This window comes from Comamonas halotolerans, assembly GCF_030162935.1.
Taxonomy (GTDB): Bacteria; Pseudomonadota; Gammaproteobacteria; order Burkholderiales; family Burkholderiaceae_C; genus Comamonas; species Comamonas halotolerans.
This window is the reverse complement of record NZ_JASAUZ010000004.1, coordinates 54,543-70,416: the sequence shown is the minus strand read 5'-3', so window position 1 is coordinate 70,416 and position 15,874 is coordinate 54,543. Positions and strand designations below refer to the sequence as shown.

18 protein-coding genes are annotated in these 15,874 nt (G+C 54.4%); 11 read left to right on the top strand and 7 right to left on the bottom strand.

Annotation, left to right across the window (positions count from 1 at the left end):
• The first annotated feature begins 56 nt into the window (after positions 1-56).
• Positions 57-554, top strand: a complete 498-nt coding sequence (locus QEP11_RS04940; RefSeq protein WP_284335526.1) for a DUF192 domain-containing protein — start codon at positions 57-59, stop codon at positions 552-554.
• 156 nt (positions 555-710) lie between these two features.
• Here QEP11_RS04940 and QEP11_RS04935 read toward each other — a convergent pair whose 3' ends face one another.
• The 3 genes from QEP11_RS04935 to xseA form a co-directional block, all read right to left on the bottom strand.
• Positions 711-2,945, bottom strand: a complete 2,235-nt coding sequence (locus tag QEP11_RS04935; RefSeq protein ID WP_284335525.1) for an NADP-dependent isocitrate dehydrogenase — start codon at positions 2,943-2,945, stop codon at positions 711-713.
• Positions 2,946-3,304: 359 nt separating this feature from the next.
• Positions 3,305-3,889, bottom strand: a complete 585-nt coding sequence (locus QEP11_RS04930; RefSeq protein ID WP_284335524.1) for a superoxide dismutase — start codon at positions 3,887-3,889, stop codon at positions 3,305-3,307.
• A gap of 200 nt (positions 3,890-4,089) precedes the next feature.
• The gene (gene xseA, locus QEP11_RS04925) at positions 4,090-5,406 is read right to left on the bottom strand and encodes an exodeoxyribonuclease VII large subunit (protein WP_284335523.1); all 1,317 of its coding nucleotides are present in this window, start codon (positions 5,404-5,406) and stop codon (positions 4,090-4,092) included.
• A gap of 181 nt (positions 5,407-5,587) precedes the next feature.
• Between xseA and QEP11_RS04920 the strand changes: the two genes are divergently transcribed.
• From QEP11_RS04920 to adk, 6 genes are all read left to right on the top strand, one after another.
• Positions 5,588-6,220 carry a MotA/TolQ/ExbB proton channel family protein gene (locus tag QEP11_RS04920; RefSeq protein ID WP_284335522.1) on the top strand — a complete coding sequence of 211 codons (633 nt, stop codon included), beginning with the start codon at positions 5,588-5,590 and terminating at the stop codon, positions 6,218-6,220.
• Between the two features lie 23 nt (positions 6,221-6,243).
• Positions 6,244-6,672, top strand: a complete 429-nt coding sequence (locus QEP11_RS04915; RefSeq protein ID WP_284335521.1) for an ExbD/TolR family protein — start codon at positions 6,244-6,246, stop codon at positions 6,670-6,672.
• A gap of 8 nt (positions 6,673-6,680) precedes the next feature.
• Complete coding sequence (gene lpxK, locus QEP11_RS04910; protein ID WP_284335520.1) at positions 6,681-7,703, top strand: tetraacyldisaccharide 4'-kinase; 1,023 nt, start codon at positions 6,681-6,683, stop codon at positions 7,701-7,703.
• Positions 7,704-7,724: 21 nt separating this feature from the next.
• Positions 7,725-7,907 (top strand): Trm112 family protein, encoded by a 183-nt coding sequence (locus QEP11_RS04905; RefSeq protein ID WP_284335519.1) that lies wholly within the window; start codon positions 7,725-7,727, stop codon positions 7,905-7,907.
• A 6-nt stretch (positions 7,908-7,913) separates the two neighbouring features.
• The gene (gene kdsB, locus QEP11_RS04900) at positions 7,914-8,675 is read left to right on the top strand and encodes a 3-deoxy-manno-octulosonate cytidylyltransferase (RefSeq protein WP_284335518.1); all 762 of its coding nucleotides are present in this window, start codon (positions 7,914-7,916) and stop codon (positions 8,673-8,675) included.
• 404 nt (positions 8,676-9,079) lie between these two features.
• A complete protein-coding gene (gene adk, locus QEP11_RS04895) occupies positions 9,080-9,736 on the top strand; it encodes an adenylate kinase (RefSeq protein WP_284335517.1) in 657 nt (218 codons plus the stop codon).
• A 70-nt stretch (positions 9,737-9,806) separates the two neighbouring features.
• Here adk and QEP11_RS04890 read toward each other — a convergent pair whose 3' ends face one another.
• Positions 9,807-10,766 (bottom strand): asparaginase, encoded by a 960-nt coding sequence (locus QEP11_RS04890; protein ID WP_284335516.1) that lies wholly within the window; start codon positions 10,764-10,766, stop codon positions 9,807-9,809.
• Positions 10,767-10,839: 73 nt separating this feature from the next.
• Between QEP11_RS04890 and lexA the strand changes: the two genes are divergently transcribed.
• The 4 genes from lexA (at position 10,840) to QEP11_RS04870 (ending at position 13,427) form a co-directional block, all read left to right on the top strand.
• Positions 10,840-11,511: a transcriptional repressor LexA gene (gene lexA / locus QEP11_RS04885; RefSeq protein ID WP_284335515.1), complete on the top strand. Its 672-nt coding sequence runs from the start codon at positions 10,840-10,842 to the stop codon at positions 11,509-11,511.
• Between the two features lie 100 nt (positions 11,512-11,611).
• Positions 11,612-11,875: a hypothetical protein gene (locus QEP11_RS04880; RefSeq protein WP_284335514.1), complete on the top strand. Its 264-nt coding sequence runs from the start codon at positions 11,612-11,614 to the stop codon at positions 11,873-11,875.
• Between the two features lie 169 nt (positions 11,876-12,044).
• Complete coding sequence (locus tag QEP11_RS04875; RefSeq protein WP_284335513.1) at positions 12,045-12,224, top strand: hypothetical protein; 180 nt, start codon at positions 12,045-12,047, stop codon at positions 12,222-12,224.
• A gap of 201 nt (positions 12,225-12,425) precedes the next feature.
• Positions 12,426-13,427 (top strand): D-2-hydroxyacid dehydrogenase family protein, encoded by a 1,002-nt coding sequence (locus QEP11_RS04870; RefSeq protein ID WP_284335512.1) that lies wholly within the window; start codon positions 12,426-12,428, stop codon positions 13,425-13,427.
• Here the strand turns inward: QEP11_RS04870 and QEP11_RS04865 are convergent.
• From QEP11_RS04865 to QEP11_RS04855, 3 genes are read right to left on the bottom strand one after another with little or no spacing between them, the layout of a single operon-like run.
• Positions 13,424-13,858 (bottom strand): hypothetical protein, encoded by a 435-nt coding sequence (locus QEP11_RS04865; RefSeq protein ID WP_284335511.1) that lies wholly within the window; start codon positions 13,856-13,858, stop codon positions 13,424-13,426. The genes QEP11_RS04870 and QEP11_RS04865 overlap by 4 nt on opposite strands.
• Before the next feature lie 3 nt (positions 13,859-13,861).
• On the bottom strand, positions 13,862-14,314 hold the full coding sequence (locus QEP11_RS04860; RefSeq protein WP_284335510.1) for a DNA polymerase III subunit chi: 453 nt from the start codon (positions 14,312-14,314) through the stop codon (positions 13,862-13,864).
• Complete coding sequence (locus QEP11_RS04855) at positions 14,314-15,873, bottom strand: leucyl aminopeptidase (protein ID WP_284335509.1); 1,560 nt, start codon at positions 15,871-15,873, stop codon at positions 14,314-14,316. The genes QEP11_RS04860 and QEP11_RS04855 overlap by 1 nt, the downstream gene beginning before the upstream one ends.
• Position 15,874 lies beyond the last annotated feature (1 nt).

Sequence of the window (15,874 nt, the reverse complement as noted above, 5' to 3'; positions counted from 1 at the left end):
TTCACAACCATTTTAGGTGAGCTTGCCTGGCATTCCACCCATAGGCAAGCACTCGCATGACATTGCACAATAGCTCCATGAACTTGCTGCCATTTCGACTTACTGCTTCTTTGACCCTGTCTGCGATTCTTGTCACTGGTTTTGCAGCCCATGCCCAACACAGCGGCTCGCCCCAACTGAATCTGCCCCGTGTGGAGCTGCGCGCAGGCATGTATCGCATTGATGCACAGGTGGCAGCACGCTTTCAACAACGCCAGACTGGATTGATGCACCGTCAATCCATGCCCCCGCATGAAGGCATGTTGTTCATCTTTGAGCAACCTGGAGTGCAGTGCTTCTGGATGAAGAACACCCTCATCCCACTGACTGCGGCATTCGTCGATGACGACGGCACGATTGTGAATTTGGCAGACATGCAACCACTGGATGAAGCCTCACACTGCTCCCAGAAACCGGTGCGCTACGTGCTTGAAATGAACCAGGGCTGGTTCAAGAGCAAAAACATTCATGCCGGCAGCAAACTCAGCGGCGCACCTTTTCAATCCAGGCCCTGACCGCCGTGGTCCTTACCTTCCAAAGTCCAGCGCCGTAATTTTCAGCGCATTCACAGCATCTGCACATTAAAAAAGAGCCGCAGGCAATTGCCTGCAGCTCTTTGTGTTGTGCGCAGTTTCAATCAACTGCGCAATGCTTCAGCTAATAGCTCAGCTTCATGCCAGCGATGCAATCGCTGCGTTGAAAGTTGCGCTGGGGCGCATCACGGCGTCCAGCTTGGCCAGATCAGGCTGGTAGTAGCCGCCAATATCGGCAGCCTTGCCTTGCACAGCACCCAGCTCAGCCACGATCTTGGCTTCGTTCTCAGCCAACGTCTTGGCCAAAGGCGCGAACTTGGCAGCCAGTGCCGCATCTTCTGTCTGCTCTGCCAAGGCCTGAGCCCAGAACAGAGACAGATAGAACTGCGAGCCACGATTGTCAATCTGACCTACCTTGCGCGAAGGGGACTTGTTCTCGTCCAGCAGCTTGCCAGTCGCCTGATCCAGAGTCTTGGCCAGCAATTTGGCTTGCGCGTTGCCGTTCTTGATACCCATGTCTTCCAGCGAAACAGCCAGCGCCAGGAATTCACCCAACGAGTCCCAACGCAGGAAGTTTTCTTCCACCAGCTGCTGCACGTGCTTGGGCGCAGAGCCACCCGCGCCGGTTTCGTACATACCGCCGCCAGCCATCAAAGGCACGATGGACAGCATCTTGGCCGATGTACCCAGCTCCATGATGGGGAACAGGTCGGTCAGATAGTCGCGCAGAATATTGCCGGTTACCGAAATGGTGTCCAGACCACGAGCCACGCGCTCCAGGGTGTAACGCATGGCGCGAACCTGACTCATGATCTGAATATCCAGACCCGTCGTGTCGTGATCCTTCAGGTACTTGTTGACCTTCTTGATCAGCTCGGCTTCGTGCGGACGGTAAGCATCCAGCCAGAAGATAGCGGGCATGCCGGAATTGCGTGCGCGGGTGACAGCCAGCTTCACCCAGTCACGAATCGCTGCATCCTTGACCTGGCACATGCGCCAGATGTCACCCTCTTCCACATTCTGTGTCAGCAGCACTTCACCGGTGGCGATATCCACAATATTGGCAACACCAGCTTCAGAGATTTCGAACGTCTTGTCGTGCGAACCGTACTCTTCAGCCTTTTGCGCCATCAAGCCCACGTTAGGCACGGTGCCCATTGTCTTGGGGTCGAAATTGCCGTGCCACTTGCAGAAGTTGATCATCTCCTGATAGATGCGGGCAAAGGTCGACTCGGGCATCACGGCCTTGCAGTCGTAAGGCTTGCCGTCGGCCCCCCACATCTTGCCGCCCTGGCGAATCATTGCAGGCATGGAGGCATCCACGATCACATCGTTGGGCGAGTGGAAGTTGGTAATGCCCTTGGCGGAATCCACCATGGCCAGCGCAGGACGATGCTCTTGGCAAGCATGCAGGTCACGAATGATTTCTTCGCGCTTGGAAGCAGGCAGGGTCTCGATCTTTTCGTAGAGCGTGGCCATGCCGTTGTTGACGTTCACGCCCAGCTCGTCAAACAGCTTGCCGTGCTTCTCGAAGGCTTCCTTGTAGTAGATCTTTACGCAGTGACCGAACACGATGGGGTGCGAAACCTTCATCATGGTGGCCTTGACGTGCAGCGAGAACAAGATGCCTGCTTCCTTGCAGTCATCAAGCTGTTTTTCATAAAAGTCGCACAACGACTTCTTGCTCATGAACATGGAGTCGATGATCTCGCCGTCCTTGAGCGCAACCTTTTCTTTCAGAACGATGGTCTTGCCGGAAGCTGTCTCAAGCACCATCTTCACATCACGTGCCTTGTCCAGCGTCATGGACTTTTCACCGTGATAGAAGTCGCCTTCATGCATGTGCGAAACGTGGGTCTGCGACCATTGCTTCCATTCACCCATGGAGTGAGGATTCTTCTTGGCGTAGTTCTTCACCGCAGCTGGTGCGCGACGGTCAGAGTTGCCTTCACGCAGCACAGGGTTCACTGCCGAGCCCAGGCACTTGGAATAGCGCGCCTTGATGGCTTTCTCTTCGTCAGTGGTGGGGTTCTCGGGATAGTCTGGCAGCGCATAGCCTTTGCCTTGCAGCTCCTTGATGGCGGCCATCAACTGCGCAACGGATGCAGAAATATTGGGCAGCTTGATGATGTTGGCTTCAGGGGTCAATGTCAGCTTGCCCAGTTCGGCCAGCGTATTGGGCACGCGCTGCGCTTCTGGCAACAGATCGCTGAACTCCCCCAGGATACGGGCTGCCACTGAAATGTCGCTGGTCTCGACATTCACGCCAGCGGTGGAAGCGAAAGCTTGTACCACAGGCAGGAAAGCGCTGGTCGCCAGACGGGGAGCTTCATCCGTCAGGGTGTAGATGATGGTGGATTGCTGAGTTGTCATCTCTTGCTTTTGGCTCGATGGATTGCTGGGATGAGGATAGGCACTTCAGTAGCCTGCTCCCGACCGGGTTGCCTGCTGTTATGCATGGCTTCTGTCGTGCATAGAGCAACCGCCAGAAATTTCGCATACGTGAAGCAGACTCCCACTATGCAAAATTCTAACCGTTGAACGACACTTTTTATCAAGTCTTCTACAAGAGTTGCTCAAAAACTCTTCTATAAGACTTGGTTGACGCAAGCCATTTTTAATGCTTGCTTGTGACAATCTAACAGCACAGCAAAAGAAAAGCCCGCGGGCTTTCACCAGCGGGCTTGACCATCGTCACGTTATGCGATGGCTGCTATGCGCGAGACAACGTCTTAAGCAGCGTAGTTTTCTTCTGCGAACTTCCAGTTCGACAGATTGTTCAGGAAAACTTCCAGGAACTTGGGACGTGCATTGCGATAGTCGATGTAGTAAGCGTGTTCCCACACGTCGACGGTGATCAGAGGAGTCTTCCCATCCACCAGAGGGTTCCCAGCAGCGCCAGTGTTCACAATCTCGACAGAGCCGTCGGCATTCTTGACCAGCCATGTCCAGCCCGAGCCGAAGTTGCCTGCAGCAGACTTGGCGAACTCTTCCTTGAACTTCTCGAAGCTGCCGAACTTGGCGTTGATGGCATCAGCCAGCTTGCCGGTAGGCGCTGCACCACCGTTAGGAGTCATGCACTTCCAGAAAAAGCTGTGGTTCCAATGCTGAGCTGCATTGTTGTAAATACCGCCGCTGGCCTTCTTGACGATTTCTTCCAGCGACAGGTTTTCGAACTCAGTGCCCTTGATCAGGTTGTTCAGGTTCACCACATAGGTGTTGTGGTGCTTACCGTGGTGGTATTCGAAAGTTTCTTTGCTGTAATGGGGTTCCAGGGCGTCAATCGCGTAAGGCAACTGGGGCAAGGTATGTTCCATTTTGAATCCTCATCGTGGTTTAAATAGTTAGAAGACTTGCGCAAGTCAATGACGTTGCGCACTGCGAAGTCTGAGCGTGTATTTTGACGTAACGCAAACTACACACCTTGTCATCCATTGTAGGAAGAAGCAAGAGCAATTGCAGCCAAATATTCATGCGTTCTTCAGAAAATGTCTCATCGCCTTGGCAAGACCTGTGTTCACAGTAGTTTGGGGTGCGTCACCGTCACATCAAGATGACCGTCAGCCAACACCGCTTTCAATGCAGCGCCAACAGGGGCCTGCTGCACACTGGTAAGTACTTCGCCACCTTGCGTGGTCAACACACTGTAACCCCGCTCGAGCACGCGTTGCGGGTTCAACAACTCCACACGCATGGTCAGCTGCTCAACGGATTGGCGCTGCTGCTCCAAATGTCGTCGTGTGTTACTCAGAACATTGCGCTCCAGCGTTTGGAACACCTGTGCATGCTGCTGCATTTTCATGCGCAATCCATGCTGGATCTGCTGCCCCAACCGTGACAATTGCAGACGTTGTGCGCTCAATTGTTGGCTGGGGCGCCCCAAGCGCATCGCAGCCGCATCCAGGCGCTGCCCTTGCCGATCCACGTGGCGCAGCAGCGCTGACAGTACTCTCTCTTGCACCATGTCCAGACCGTCCAGCCAAGCTTGGCGTGGCTGGGCCACAAGTTCTGCAGCGGCCGTAGGTGTTGGTGCACGCAAGTCGGCACAAAAATCTGCGATGGTGAAATCCGTCTCATGACCAACACCACTGATCAACGGCACCGGGCTTTGCACAATGGTGCGAGCCACTTGCTCATCATTGAAGGCCCACAGATCCTCCATGGAGCCACCACCGCGCACCAGCAAAATCACATCAATCACGGGCACACCTGGAGCGCCTTTGCACTCAGCCCATTGGTACAGCTGCAGCAAGGCGTGGACGATGGAAGCAGGGGCTTGAGCACCCTGCACCAAAGAAGGGGCAATGCACACAGGAATATGTGGCACACGGCGCTGCAAGGCAGTAACCACATCATGCAATGCCGCCGCTCCCAGTGAAGTCACCACGCCAATTCCACGCGGCATAGCTGGCAGTGGACGTTTGCGAGCAGCATCAAACAGGCCTTCCGATTCGAGCTGTGCCTTCAACTTCAAAAATTGTTCGAACCATGCACCTTGTCCAGCACGCTGCATGCTTTCAACGATCAGCTGGAGATCCCCGCGCTGCTCATAGACTCCAAGCTTGCCGCGCACTTCCACCAGCTCACCGTCGCGAGGCAAGAAATCCATGGACATGGCTGCCCGGCGAAACATGGCACATCGCAATTGCCCTGCTGCATCCTTGATAGAGAAGTAGCAATGACCGCTTCCTGCACGTGAAAAACCCGAGATCTCACCACGAACCGTCACCGGGTTGAAGCGCGCTTCCAAGCTGTCTGCGATGGCCCGGCACAAAGCCCCCACATCCCAGACACGAGGTTGAGCAACAGGCGATGCACGATCAAAAATAGACATGAGGATAGACGAGCAGATAAGCGCAAAATGCGCAGAAAACAACAGCACACGCACTGCACACGAATACAAGCTTTGATACTTGCCAATTGCGCGCCAATCAAACCGTGCCAGCCAGGCGCAGCCTCAGTGCTGCGCGATAATGTGCGGCTGCAGACTCACAACTAGCACGGGAGAAACGAAGTTGCTGTCGATCATACAGGCCGCTGGCTGGCCTATCTGGCCCCTTATTGCATGTTCCATCATCGCTCTAGCGCTGATTATCGAGCGTTTCATTTCTCTCAAAACCGCACGCATAGCACCCGCCAAGCTACTGGATGAGGCTATGGCCGTCTCCAAAGATCGCCTGCCCTCCAACGATGTGATCCAGCAGTTATCACAAAACAGCGCTCTGGGCGAAGTTCTGGCCAGTGGCCTGCAGCAGTTGCACTCCTCCCCAAAAAGTACTGAAGCAGACCTGCGTGCGCGCATGGAAGCCAGCGGCCGCGAAGTGGCCCACCGGTTGGAAAAATATCTGGGAGCATTAGCCACGATTGCGTCAGCCGCGCCTTTGCTGGGTTTACTAGGCACGGTGATTGGCATGATTGAGATTTTTGGCTCACAGGCAGGTGCTGGTGCCATGGGCACAGGCAACCCCGGACAATTGGCACATGGCATATCCATTGCGTTGTACAACACTGCTTTTGGTTTGATTGTGGCCATACCAGCCTTGATCTTTTGGAAATACTTTCGCGCCCGTGTTGATGCGTACCTGCTGCAATTGGAGCTTGCCAGCGAGCAGTTTGTGCGTCACCTCAATTGCCTGCGCGCCAAATAGCAAAGGCTCACTGCACCATGGCCATGAATTTCAGAACCCGGCGCGCAGAGGAACCTGAGATCAATCTGATCCCGTTCATCGACGTGCTGTTGGTAATCCTCATCTTTCTGATGCTGACCACCACCTACAGCAAGTTCACAGAGCTGCAGCTGACGCTGCCCACGGCAGATGCTGAGCAAATGAGAAATCGCCCCAAGGAAGTTATCGTCTCAATTGCCGCTGATGGCCGCTATGCAATTGACCAGAACACCTTGGAAGATCGTTCAGTTGACGCTATTGCCAGCGCCTTGTCCGGTGCCGCGCCTGCGGGTGCCGACAGCATTGTGATCATCAGCGCCGATGCAGCAGCTCCCCATCAGGCTGTCGTATCCGCCATGGAAGCTGCGCGCCGCGCCGGCTTGTCGCAAATCACCTTTGCCACGCAGTCAGCAACCAGCGCAGGCAAGCAATAAGCCCTCTGATGCGCACCCCCTCACACCAAGGTACAAGTTCTGAGCTACTTCGAAGCATCTGGCGCAACCGCTGCCTTGCCGCATGCGCCTTGTTGCCTGTAGCTGGCTTGTACGGCGCTCTCTCAGGACTGCAGCGCAAGCTCTACCACCTTGGAATAAAAAAGGGGCAGCACCCTGGTGTGCCCGTCATCGTGATTGGCAATGTGATTGCAGGAGGTGCGGGCAAGACCCCTGTAACACTTGCCACAGTAGAACATCTGAAAGCACGGGGACTGCGCCCAGGAATCATCTCTCGAGGCTACGGCCGCAACTTGAACGATTGCCGTGAAGCCAGACCTGAATCCTTACCACTGGATGTGGGTGATGAGCCATTGCTGATGGCACGTTCCAGTGGCGTTCCCGTTTTTGTGGCACGTCAACGCATTGATGCAGCACGGGCATTGCTTGCTGCTTACCCTGATACCAACATTCTGGTCTGTGATGACGGACTGCAACACCTGGCATTGGCCCGAGACCTGGAAATCTGCGTATTCAATGACGAAGGTATCGGCAATGGCTGGCTGCTGCCCGCAGGGCCTTTGCGCGAACCCTGGCCGCGGCAAGCCAGCGCCATACTTTATTCAGCGTCTTCACCGCCCAAAGGCACACCAAGCAGTACACCGAGTTTTAGACTTCAGCGTGAGCTTGCCTCCTACGCATTACGCAGCAACGGCGAACGCGTTCCCTTGTCTTCCTTGCACGAAGTACAACTGCATGCACTTGCAGCCATTGCCCGACCAGAAGATTTTTTTGCCATGTTGCGTGCACAATCTCTGGACTTGACCAGCTCGGAAGCCTTGCCGGATCACTACAATTTTGAAAACTGGCAACCACCACACAATCAGCATCTGCAAGTGATTTGCACTGAAAAAGATGCTGCCAAACTGTGGCAGCGTATGCCCCAGGCGCTCGCTGTACCCTTGCAATTGCAAATAGACCCAGAATATTTTGATCTCCTGGACACACAGCTGTGCCTATCATTCACTCATTAAGAACACCACCGGTAGATTGCCATGGATCCCAAACTGCTTGAACTCTTGGTTTGCCCCGTCACCAAAGGCCCTTTGCGTTTCAACAAAGAGCGCCAGGAACTGATCTCGCAAAGTGCCCGCTTGGCCTATCCTGTGCGCGATGGCATGCCCATCTTGCTGGAAAACGAAGCACGTCCCCTTGAAGACAGTGAACTGGAAGGCTGAGGCACCGTGGGCTTTACCGTCTTAATACCTGCGCGTCTGGCTTCAAGCCGCCTGCCCAACAAACCATTGGCAGATATTGCTGGCCTGCCCATGGTGGTACGCGTAGCCATGCAAGCGCAAAAAAGTGCTGCCACACGTGTGGTGGTAGCTGCAGACAGTGCCGCTATTGCGCAAGCTTGCGAACACCATGGCATTGAGGCCGTGCTCACCAAGCCCGAACATCCCAGTGGTAGTGATCGCCTGGCTGAAGCCTGCACAGAGTTGGGCTTGGATGGCGATGAGATGGTGGTTAACGTGCAGGGAGATGAACCACTCATTGACCCAGCCTTGATCAATGCCGTGGCCCAAGTCCTGGCCAACGCACAAGAGGCCAGCATGGGTACTGCCGCCCATCCTATTGCCTCCCATGAAGAATATCTGAACCCCAATGTGGTGAAAGTGGTGTGCAATTCCCAGGGGCTAGCGCACTATTTCAGCCGAGCCCCCATTCCTTTCCATCGTGACAGTGCAAGCACACAGTGGTGGAACGAAAACAGTGCTTTCACGCCCTTGCGACACGTGGGCATATACGCGTACAAAGCGGGGTTTTTACGCAGTTTTCCGCAGCTCTCACCAGCGCCGACCGAGCAGGTTGAATCATTGGAACAGTTGCGAGCACTTTGGCACGGACACCAGATTGCAGTCCACATCACACACCAAGCACCTGGCGCTGGCGTAGACACGCCCGAAGATCTGGAACGCGTGCGCCTGCTGCTAGCTCAGCAATGAGCCGACAGGATTTCAGAAATTTCTGAAAATTGAGAGGAAATGAAAGCAGTTAACGCATAAATGCTTTTGCTGTGCATCGTTTTTGCGCAGCAATTACTAAATTGGTGCTTGCGTTAGCTGCTCATTTCTTGAGTTTCTGCTCAACAAGTCTTCTACGAGACATGCAAGATTTGTATTGTGAACCTATGATTTATGCATAAGTGGCAAGCACTCCGGGACATGCCTGTCAAGCAAGTTGTCGCGCATAGAAAAAAATACGCTCTATCCCAGTTCTGTTTGATTTGTAAGTCAAAAACAAGGGCGTGCATGCTATCCTTTCATGGATAACGAGCGGTTGCCGCCTGCTGTTCTTCGTACAAAGATAGCCCCGCTCCGCCAAGAATTTCTACATCTCGAGGATCTCCATGAAACTGATTTTGTTGGGCGCTCCAGGCGCCGGCAAAGGCACACAAGCCACTTTCATCTGCCAGAAGTTCGGCATTCCACAAATTTCCACAGGCGATATGCTGCGCGCTGCCGTGAAGGCTGGCACTCCCCTGGGCCTAGAAGCTAAGGCCGTGATGGAAGCTGGTCAACTGGTCAGCGATGACCTGATCATCAACCTGGTCAAAGAACGCATCGCCCAGGCCGATTGCGCCAATGGCTTCTTGTTTGACGGTTTTCCCCGCACCATTCCCCAAGCGGATGCAATGAAGGCTGCTGGCGTCGATCTGGACTATGTACTGGAAATTGATGTGCCATTTGACGCGATCATTGAGCGCATGAGTGGCCGCCGCTCGCACCCCGCTTCGGGCCGTACATACCACGTCAAGTTCAACCCACCCAAGGTGGAAGGCAAAGACGATGTCACAGGCGAAGACTTGGTTCAGCGCGCTGACGATCAAGAAGAAACCGTCAAGAAGCGCTTGGACGTGTACAGCAACCAAACGCGCCCTCTGGTGGACTACTACCAAGCCTGGGCCAAGCAAGATCCCGCCAAGGCTCCCCAGTACCGCGCCATCAGCGGCATGGGCACTGTGGAAGAAATCACTGCACGCGCGTTCCAAGCTCTGAGCGCATAAGTACTGCATTTCGCACCATCAAAAAAGCTGCCCCACTCAGGCAGCTTTTTTCATTTCTTGAACAGATATTTCAATTGAGCGACTGTTCATGCAATAGCTTCAGCATCAGACTAATGCGTGCCTTCACCGCACTCAGTGAAGATACGCAGGAGTCCTCTTCTCCGTCTCCCAGCACAATTTGCCCTTGCTCACAGCGTGTGGTCCGCCACACCTGAACTCCTTGCATCATGGCTCGGTGTAATGCGTCCATCAAGGCTTGATGGACAGATCCATTACCAGTGCACGCAACCACCAACCCCTGAACGCCTGCTGTGACCAGCGCATCCACCTGGGCTGGCCTTGCAGCCGCGGTGCTGGTGACAATTTCTACCCAGGGCCACTGAGCAGCATCTCTTGCCCATACTCCTTTATCCAGCGGAGCTGCTCGCTGCGCCTCCAAGCCAGGCAGCCAACGCACATGCCCCTCTTCCACCCAGCCAACAGGCCCGTGAGCCGCTGAAGAGAATGCATTCACACGGTATGGGTGCACCTTGCGCAACCATTGCGCACTGTGCACCTCCCCTGCCGCTGCGATCCAAACCCCTGCAGCCGCTTGCGCAGCACAGATCACTGCATCGCGCAAATTGGCTGGCCCATCTGCGGATAACGCAGTAGCTGGCCGCATGGCGCATGTCATCACCACAGGCTTTTCAGGCTGCAACACGCATTGCAAAAACCAAGCAGTCTCTTCCAAGGTATCAGTGCCATGGGTAATCACAATCCCTGCCACATCGGTCTGTGCTAGCCACCTCGAGCTTGCTTTGGCCAAGACCTGCCAGGTTGCAATATCCATATCTTTGCTGTCGAGCTGGGCAACTTGCTCCACCTCGAAAGCGAAACGGCCTTGCATGCTTTCTCGCACCACGGGCTGTAGCAACTGAGCAACAGAGATTTGCCCTGCCTTGTAACCAACACTGCCGCCATCCGCACTTCCTTGACCAGCAATAGTCCCTCCCGTCCCCAGGATCACAATTTTTCTTGCATCAGACACTTGCAGCCCTCATCAAACTGGTTAAAAATACAGGTACTGGATAAACAAACAGTAATTCCTAGCAAGGACAGGCATGGAGCACACCCCCCTCACCCCCAGACAGCAGCAAATTCTGGACCTCATTCAAGAGGCTATCTCACGTACAGGCGCGCCGCCAACACGTGCAGAAATTGCACGCACCCTTGGTTTTAAATCCGCCAACGCTGCGGAGGAGCACCTGAAAGCGCTGGCACGCAAAGGCGTGCTGGAGCTGGTCAGCGGAACTTCGCGTGGCATCCGCCTCATCAGCGATACCGTGCGCCACATCAACGCGGCACGTGGAACACACTTTGACCTGCCCATTACAGCCATGCAACCACTTTTGCTACCTTTGGTAGGTCGTGTGGCCGCTGGCTCGCCCATTTTGGCGCAAGAGCATATCGATCAAAGCTTTGCCGTGGAAAGTAGCATGTTTGCCACCAAGCCTGACTACTTGCTGCGTGTGCGCGGCATGTCGATGCGCGATGCCGGCATCCTGGACGGTGATTTGCTTGCCGTGCAAGCCACACGTGAAGCTCGCAATGGCCAGATCGTCGTTGCACGTCTGGGCGATGAAGTCACCGTCAAGCGCTTGCGCAAGTCTCCCAACGGCATTGAGTTACTGCCAGAAAACCCTGACTATCCAATCATCAAAGTTGGAGAAGAAGAAAACTTTGCGATTGAAGGCTTGGCTGTCGGTCTGATTCGTAACTCGCTCCACCTCTAAACCCTTCATTACTCATCCATTCTCCCAATGTAGCCTTTCGCGCTGCAGGGATAGCTGTCGCCTGTTTTTGCCTTAAATACCCAACCTGGAGGATATCGCCATGCAACTTCTGCACTGCAACCTGCCTTTGACCCGCATTGATGCAGCCTCTGATGCTGCCAGTAACCAAACCACTTTCACTGACAATCCCTATGTGCCACTTGATTGCAACGCCTACAGTGGCAACGTACGGCTGATGCGGCGTACCAAAGATGGAGATAACCAGCGCTTTGCCCTCTCTGGCAAACTTGCTGATGTCTGCGCGGCTCTTGACGAGTTGGCTGCTCAAGAAACACTTAATGCTTGGCGCATCGCCATGCACTAGTTCGAACGCAAAAATATTCCAATGCCATCATTTGACTGTCATACACACACCCCGAACAGCTGACAGCAAGAAGAGTGAACCAAGCGGACTCAGCCGACAAAAATGCGGCATGATTCAGATGTCGCAGCGAATGGAAGCTCAGGCTTCAAATACACCGACAGGAGGAATTATGAGTGCCACACCTCTGTCCACATCACGCCAACCCATCATGCCCAGCAGTGGGGGGTTGCTGAGCCACAACTTCACCTATCGCTCGGCTGATAAAACCGATGTGCGTCTGACTTGGGAGCGTGCGAAGTCTGTTTTGCCTGCTACACCCCACATTACCAGGCTGCAAGCCAAGCGCTAAAGCACCTCGTCAAACTGCCGCCTTACACCGATGTGTCATCCTCTTCAGTAGGGAATACTTACAAATATCGCAGTGCCGTACACGAGATGTGTTTATCCGCATGCCTAATAAGTGGCAGGTATAGGACAATGCAAGCTCTGCTGCAATACCTTTCGAGTTTGCGCTGAATCTCCCGCTCTTGCCACTCAGCCTCCATTGCCCATGAACATTGTTATTCTGGACGACTACCAAGATGCTGTCCGAAAACTCCAGTGCACAACACGCTTGGATGGGTTCAACATCAAGGTCTTCACCAATACCGTCAAAGGCGTTGGTCAGCTTGCAGTGCGACTGCGTGATGCAGAGGTTCTGGTACTGATTCGTGAGCGCACACCGATCACGCGTCAGCTGATTGAAAAGCTTCCGAAGCTCAGACTCATCGCACAAGTAGGCAGGGCAGGCCCGCACGTTGATGTACAAGCCTGTACAGACCACGGCGTAGCAATTGCTGAGGGCATAGGCTCGCCGATTGCTCCAGCAGAGCTAACGTGGGCGCTCATCATGGCTGCGATGCGCCGCCTGCCACAGTACATCTCCAATCTCAAGCACGGTGCATGGCAGCAGTCCGGTCTTAAAGCTGCCTCCATGCCACCTAATTTTGCGATCGGCACCACCTTGCGTGGTCGCACTTTGGGTATTTGGGGCTATGGCCGCATTGGGCAAATCGTAGCCGGCTACGGCAAAGCATTTGGCATGCAAGTCATCGTCTGGGGCAGTGACACTTCACGGCTCAAGGCACAGCAAGACGGTTATATCGCTGCACCAAGCAAAGAGGATTTTTTTTCCACCTGTGATGTCCTCTCCTTGCATCTGAGGCTGAACGAACACACGCAGCACATTGTGCGAAGCCAGGATCTGGCTTGCATGAAGCCTACGGCATTGCTGGTGAATACAGCACGAGCAGAACTGATTGAACCAGATGCATTGACCAGGGCTTTGCAACAAGGTCGCCCCGGGCTAGCAGCAGTCGACGTATTCGAGAGTGAGCCAATCTTGCAAGGGCAATCGCTGTTGCGCATGGAAAACTGTATCTGTACCCCTCATATAGGCTATGTAGAGCAAGACAGTTATGAGCTGTACTTTGGCTCTGCCTTTGACAATGTGCTGAATTTCATCCACGGCCAACCAAGCAATATTTTGAACCCTGAGGCACTGCAGCGCTAAGCCCCCCCCTCCGGGTCATCACGATTTTGAGTATCGCGCATGAGAGCTAGCTCTTGCGCAATTGCCTCATGGACAGAGGTGCGCACCAAATCTTCCACATCTTGGCGAATTGCCTGGTACAGAGCCTGCGTGTGCAACTGCACCATCTCGGACAGGGCATAACGCAAGCGCTCTTCCAAGTCTGTGTCGATACGCTCCATCACCTTGGACTGTATAGCCTTTGCCGTCTGGGCCCAATCTGGTTCATTCGCGCTCTGGGCTGTCTGGGCACTTTGTCCTGCAAACGCCACCTCTTCAGCCCCCAGAACAGGAGTCTGCGCAAGGACATATTCCACGGAGTTTGCTGCAGGCGGCACATGCACTGCCTCCTGCACAACATCGGTCAATGTGGGCACGAAGCGCGGAGGCTGGCGACTATCCCTACCAGACATCACTCATCCTCCTTCCTTCAGAACAAGATCAAAGCGCTCTATCACATGACCAGCACTTTGATAGCTGCGCCACCTTACACGAGCCATGGCGCGATCTTGCTCGTCAAAGCTTGAGACCACTTCCACTACTTTGGCAAATGAGTCAAAGCCGTCAGGCATGTCCATCCCCAAATTCAGCAGTACATCGCGATGAACACTGGCTGCTGCCGACTCCACCAAGAGCACAGGCGCAAGCGCAACAAGCTCAGCATCATCACCTTGCACGGCATGGGCCAAAAACTCATGCCCGGCAAATTTCCAAAGCCGCGTAGACAATTGACGCAGTCGCTCCAGAGGAGCAACCACGGTCACGCGCGCATCATGGCGCAGCGCTTTACGAATAAAGCGACAGGCATAATCGAGCTTGTCCGGCGCATTGAAATGAAATGCCACCTGTGGCTTGGACGATGCGGTCATCAAACTTGCGGCGCTTTCACAGGAGCTTTGACCTGCAAACCTTCGGTCTTGGCCGCTGGTTTACGCATACGTTTGACGGCGGTCGACGCCTTGGGCACTTTGGCGGCTGGCTGCTGTGCAACATCCAGCAAATACTGCACTAGCAAAGGCACTGGTCGACCCGTTGCCCCCTTGGCTGCACCTTCTTTCCAGGCAGTGCCAGCAATATCCAGGTGCGCCCAAGCCATGTCTGCTACGAAGCGCTGCAAAAACTTCGCTGCGGTGATTGAACCACCAGCCCGGCCAGCCACATTACCCACATCGGCAAAATTGCTCTTCAGACCTTCAGCGTAATCATCATCCAGTGGCATGCGCCAGCACAAATCGTGACTCTTTTCGCCAGCTTGCTGCAACGCGAGACCCAATGAATCCTGATTCGCATACATGCCAGAGCGCACTCCTCCCAAGGCAATTACACATGCACCGGTCAAAGTCGCAATGTCAATCACAGCCGAGGGCTTGAAACGTGTTGCATAGGTCAAGGTATCACACAGCACCAAACGGCCTTCCGCATCGGTATTGAGGATCTCAATGGTCTGACCACTCATGCTTGTAACGACATCTCCAGGCTTGACGGCTGCACCATCAGGCATGTTTTCACAAGCAGGGATCAAGCCCACCACATTGATAGCCGGCTTGAGTTCGGCCAGTGCACGGAAGACACCCAGCACACTGGCTGCACCGCACATATCGAACTTCATCTCATCCATGGCAGCTGCAGGCTTGAGCGAGATACCTCCGGTATCGAACGTAATGCCTTTGCCCACCAGCACCACAGGCGCTTGAGACTTGGCTGCGCCGTTGTAGCTCAACTCAATGAACTGCAAAGGCTCTTTGGAGCCTTGCGCTACCGCAAGGAACGCCCCCATACCTAGCTTGGCAACTTCTTTGGGACCGTGCACTTTGCACTCAATCTGCGCATGCTGTGCCAACTCTTTAGCAGCTTTGGACAGCAGACTTGGAGTGGCATGGTTGGCAGGGCGGTTACCCCACTCCTTGGCCAGAGCTTGACCCAAAGCGACTGCTACTGTTTGTTCAAATACCTGAGCATGCGCGCGCTTATCCTCAACGCCGACAGTCACTTTGCTCAGTGCGCAGGCCTTGGCCTGAGGCTTGGTCAGGGTATAGACGTAAGAAACATCCGATACGCATTGCACCACTGCCCGCACTGCCTCCTGCTCTTGAGCACCGGCCATCGCACTCAGACAAATCATGGCGTGCTTCACACCCTCTGCCTTCAACAAGGCTCCCGCGCCTGTCAGCGCTGCACGGACATCACGCACCTGGCCCTCACCTACACCCACCAGCAACACACGGCGTGCCTGAACCCCCTGGGGCTGGTACAAATGCAACTGTTTCCCGGACGCTTGTGACCAGTCACCGTGTTTCAAGGCACTACGCACAAGCGCCGACAAAGGGTCTTGTTGTGGCTTGAATGACTCTGGCACCAACAATAAAAGAAGATCGCACTTTGCAGCAGCAGCGCTGGACAGATTCAAAGCCTTCAGTTCAAAGTTCATA

Excerpts from the sequence above, each read along its gene's own strand:
- QEP11_RS04940 (WP_284335526.1), top strand. The coding sequence starts at position 57 with ATGACATTGCACAATAGCTCCATGAACTTGCTGCCATTTCGACTTACT.
- QEP11_RS04935 (WP_284335525.1), bottom strand. The coding sequence starts at position 2,945 with ATGACAACTCAGCAATCCACCATCATCTACACCCTGACGGATGAAGCT.
- QEP11_RS04930 (WP_284335524.1), bottom strand. The coding sequence starts at position 3,889 with ATGGAACATACCTTGCCCCAGTTGCCTTACGCGATTGACGCCCTGGAA.
- xseA (WP_284335523.1), bottom strand. The coding sequence starts at position 5,406 with ATGTCTATTTTTGATCGTGCATCGCCTGTTGCTCAACCTCGTGTCTGG.
- QEP11_RS04915 (WP_284335521.1), top strand. The coding sequence starts at position 6,244 with ATGAATTTCAGAACCCGGCGCGCAGAGGAACCTGAGATCAATCTGATC.
- lpxK (WP_284335520.1), top strand. The coding sequence starts at position 6,681 with ATGCGCACCCCCTCACACCAAGGTACAAGTTCTGAGCTACTTCGAAGC.
- QEP11_RS04905 (WP_284335519.1), top strand. The coding sequence starts at position 7,725 with ATGGATCCCAAACTGCTTGAACTCTTGGTTTGCCCCGTCACCAAAGGC.
- adk (WP_284335517.1), top strand. The coding sequence starts at position 9,080 with ATGAAACTGATTTTGTTGGGCGCTCCAGGCGCCGGCAAAGGCACACAA.
- lexA (WP_284335515.1), top strand. The coding sequence starts at position 10,840 with ATGGAGCACACCCCCCTCACCCCCAGACAGCAGCAAATTCTGGACCTC.
- QEP11_RS04880 (WP_284335514.1), top strand. The coding sequence starts at position 11,612 with ATGCAACTTCTGCACTGCAACCTGCCTTTGACCCGCATTGATGCAGCC.
- QEP11_RS04875 (WP_284335513.1), top strand. The coding sequence starts at position 12,045 with ATGAGTGCCACACCTCTGTCCACATCACGCCAACCCATCATGCCCAGC.
- QEP11_RS04870 (WP_284335512.1), top strand. The coding sequence starts at position 12,426 with ATGAACATTGTTATTCTGGACGACTACCAAGATGCTGTCCGAAAACTC.
- QEP11_RS04865 (WP_284335511.1), bottom strand. The coding sequence starts at position 13,858 with ATGTCTGGTAGGGATAGTCGCCAGCCTCCGCGCTTCGTGCCCACATTG.
- QEP11_RS04860 (WP_284335510.1), bottom strand. The coding sequence starts at position 14,314 with ATGACCGCATCGTCCAAGCCACAGGTGGCATTTCATTTCAATGCGCCG.
- QEP11_RS04855 (WP_284335509.1), bottom strand. The coding sequence starts at position 15,873 with ATGAACTTTGAACTGAAGGCTTTGAATCTGTCCAGCGCTGCTGCTGCA.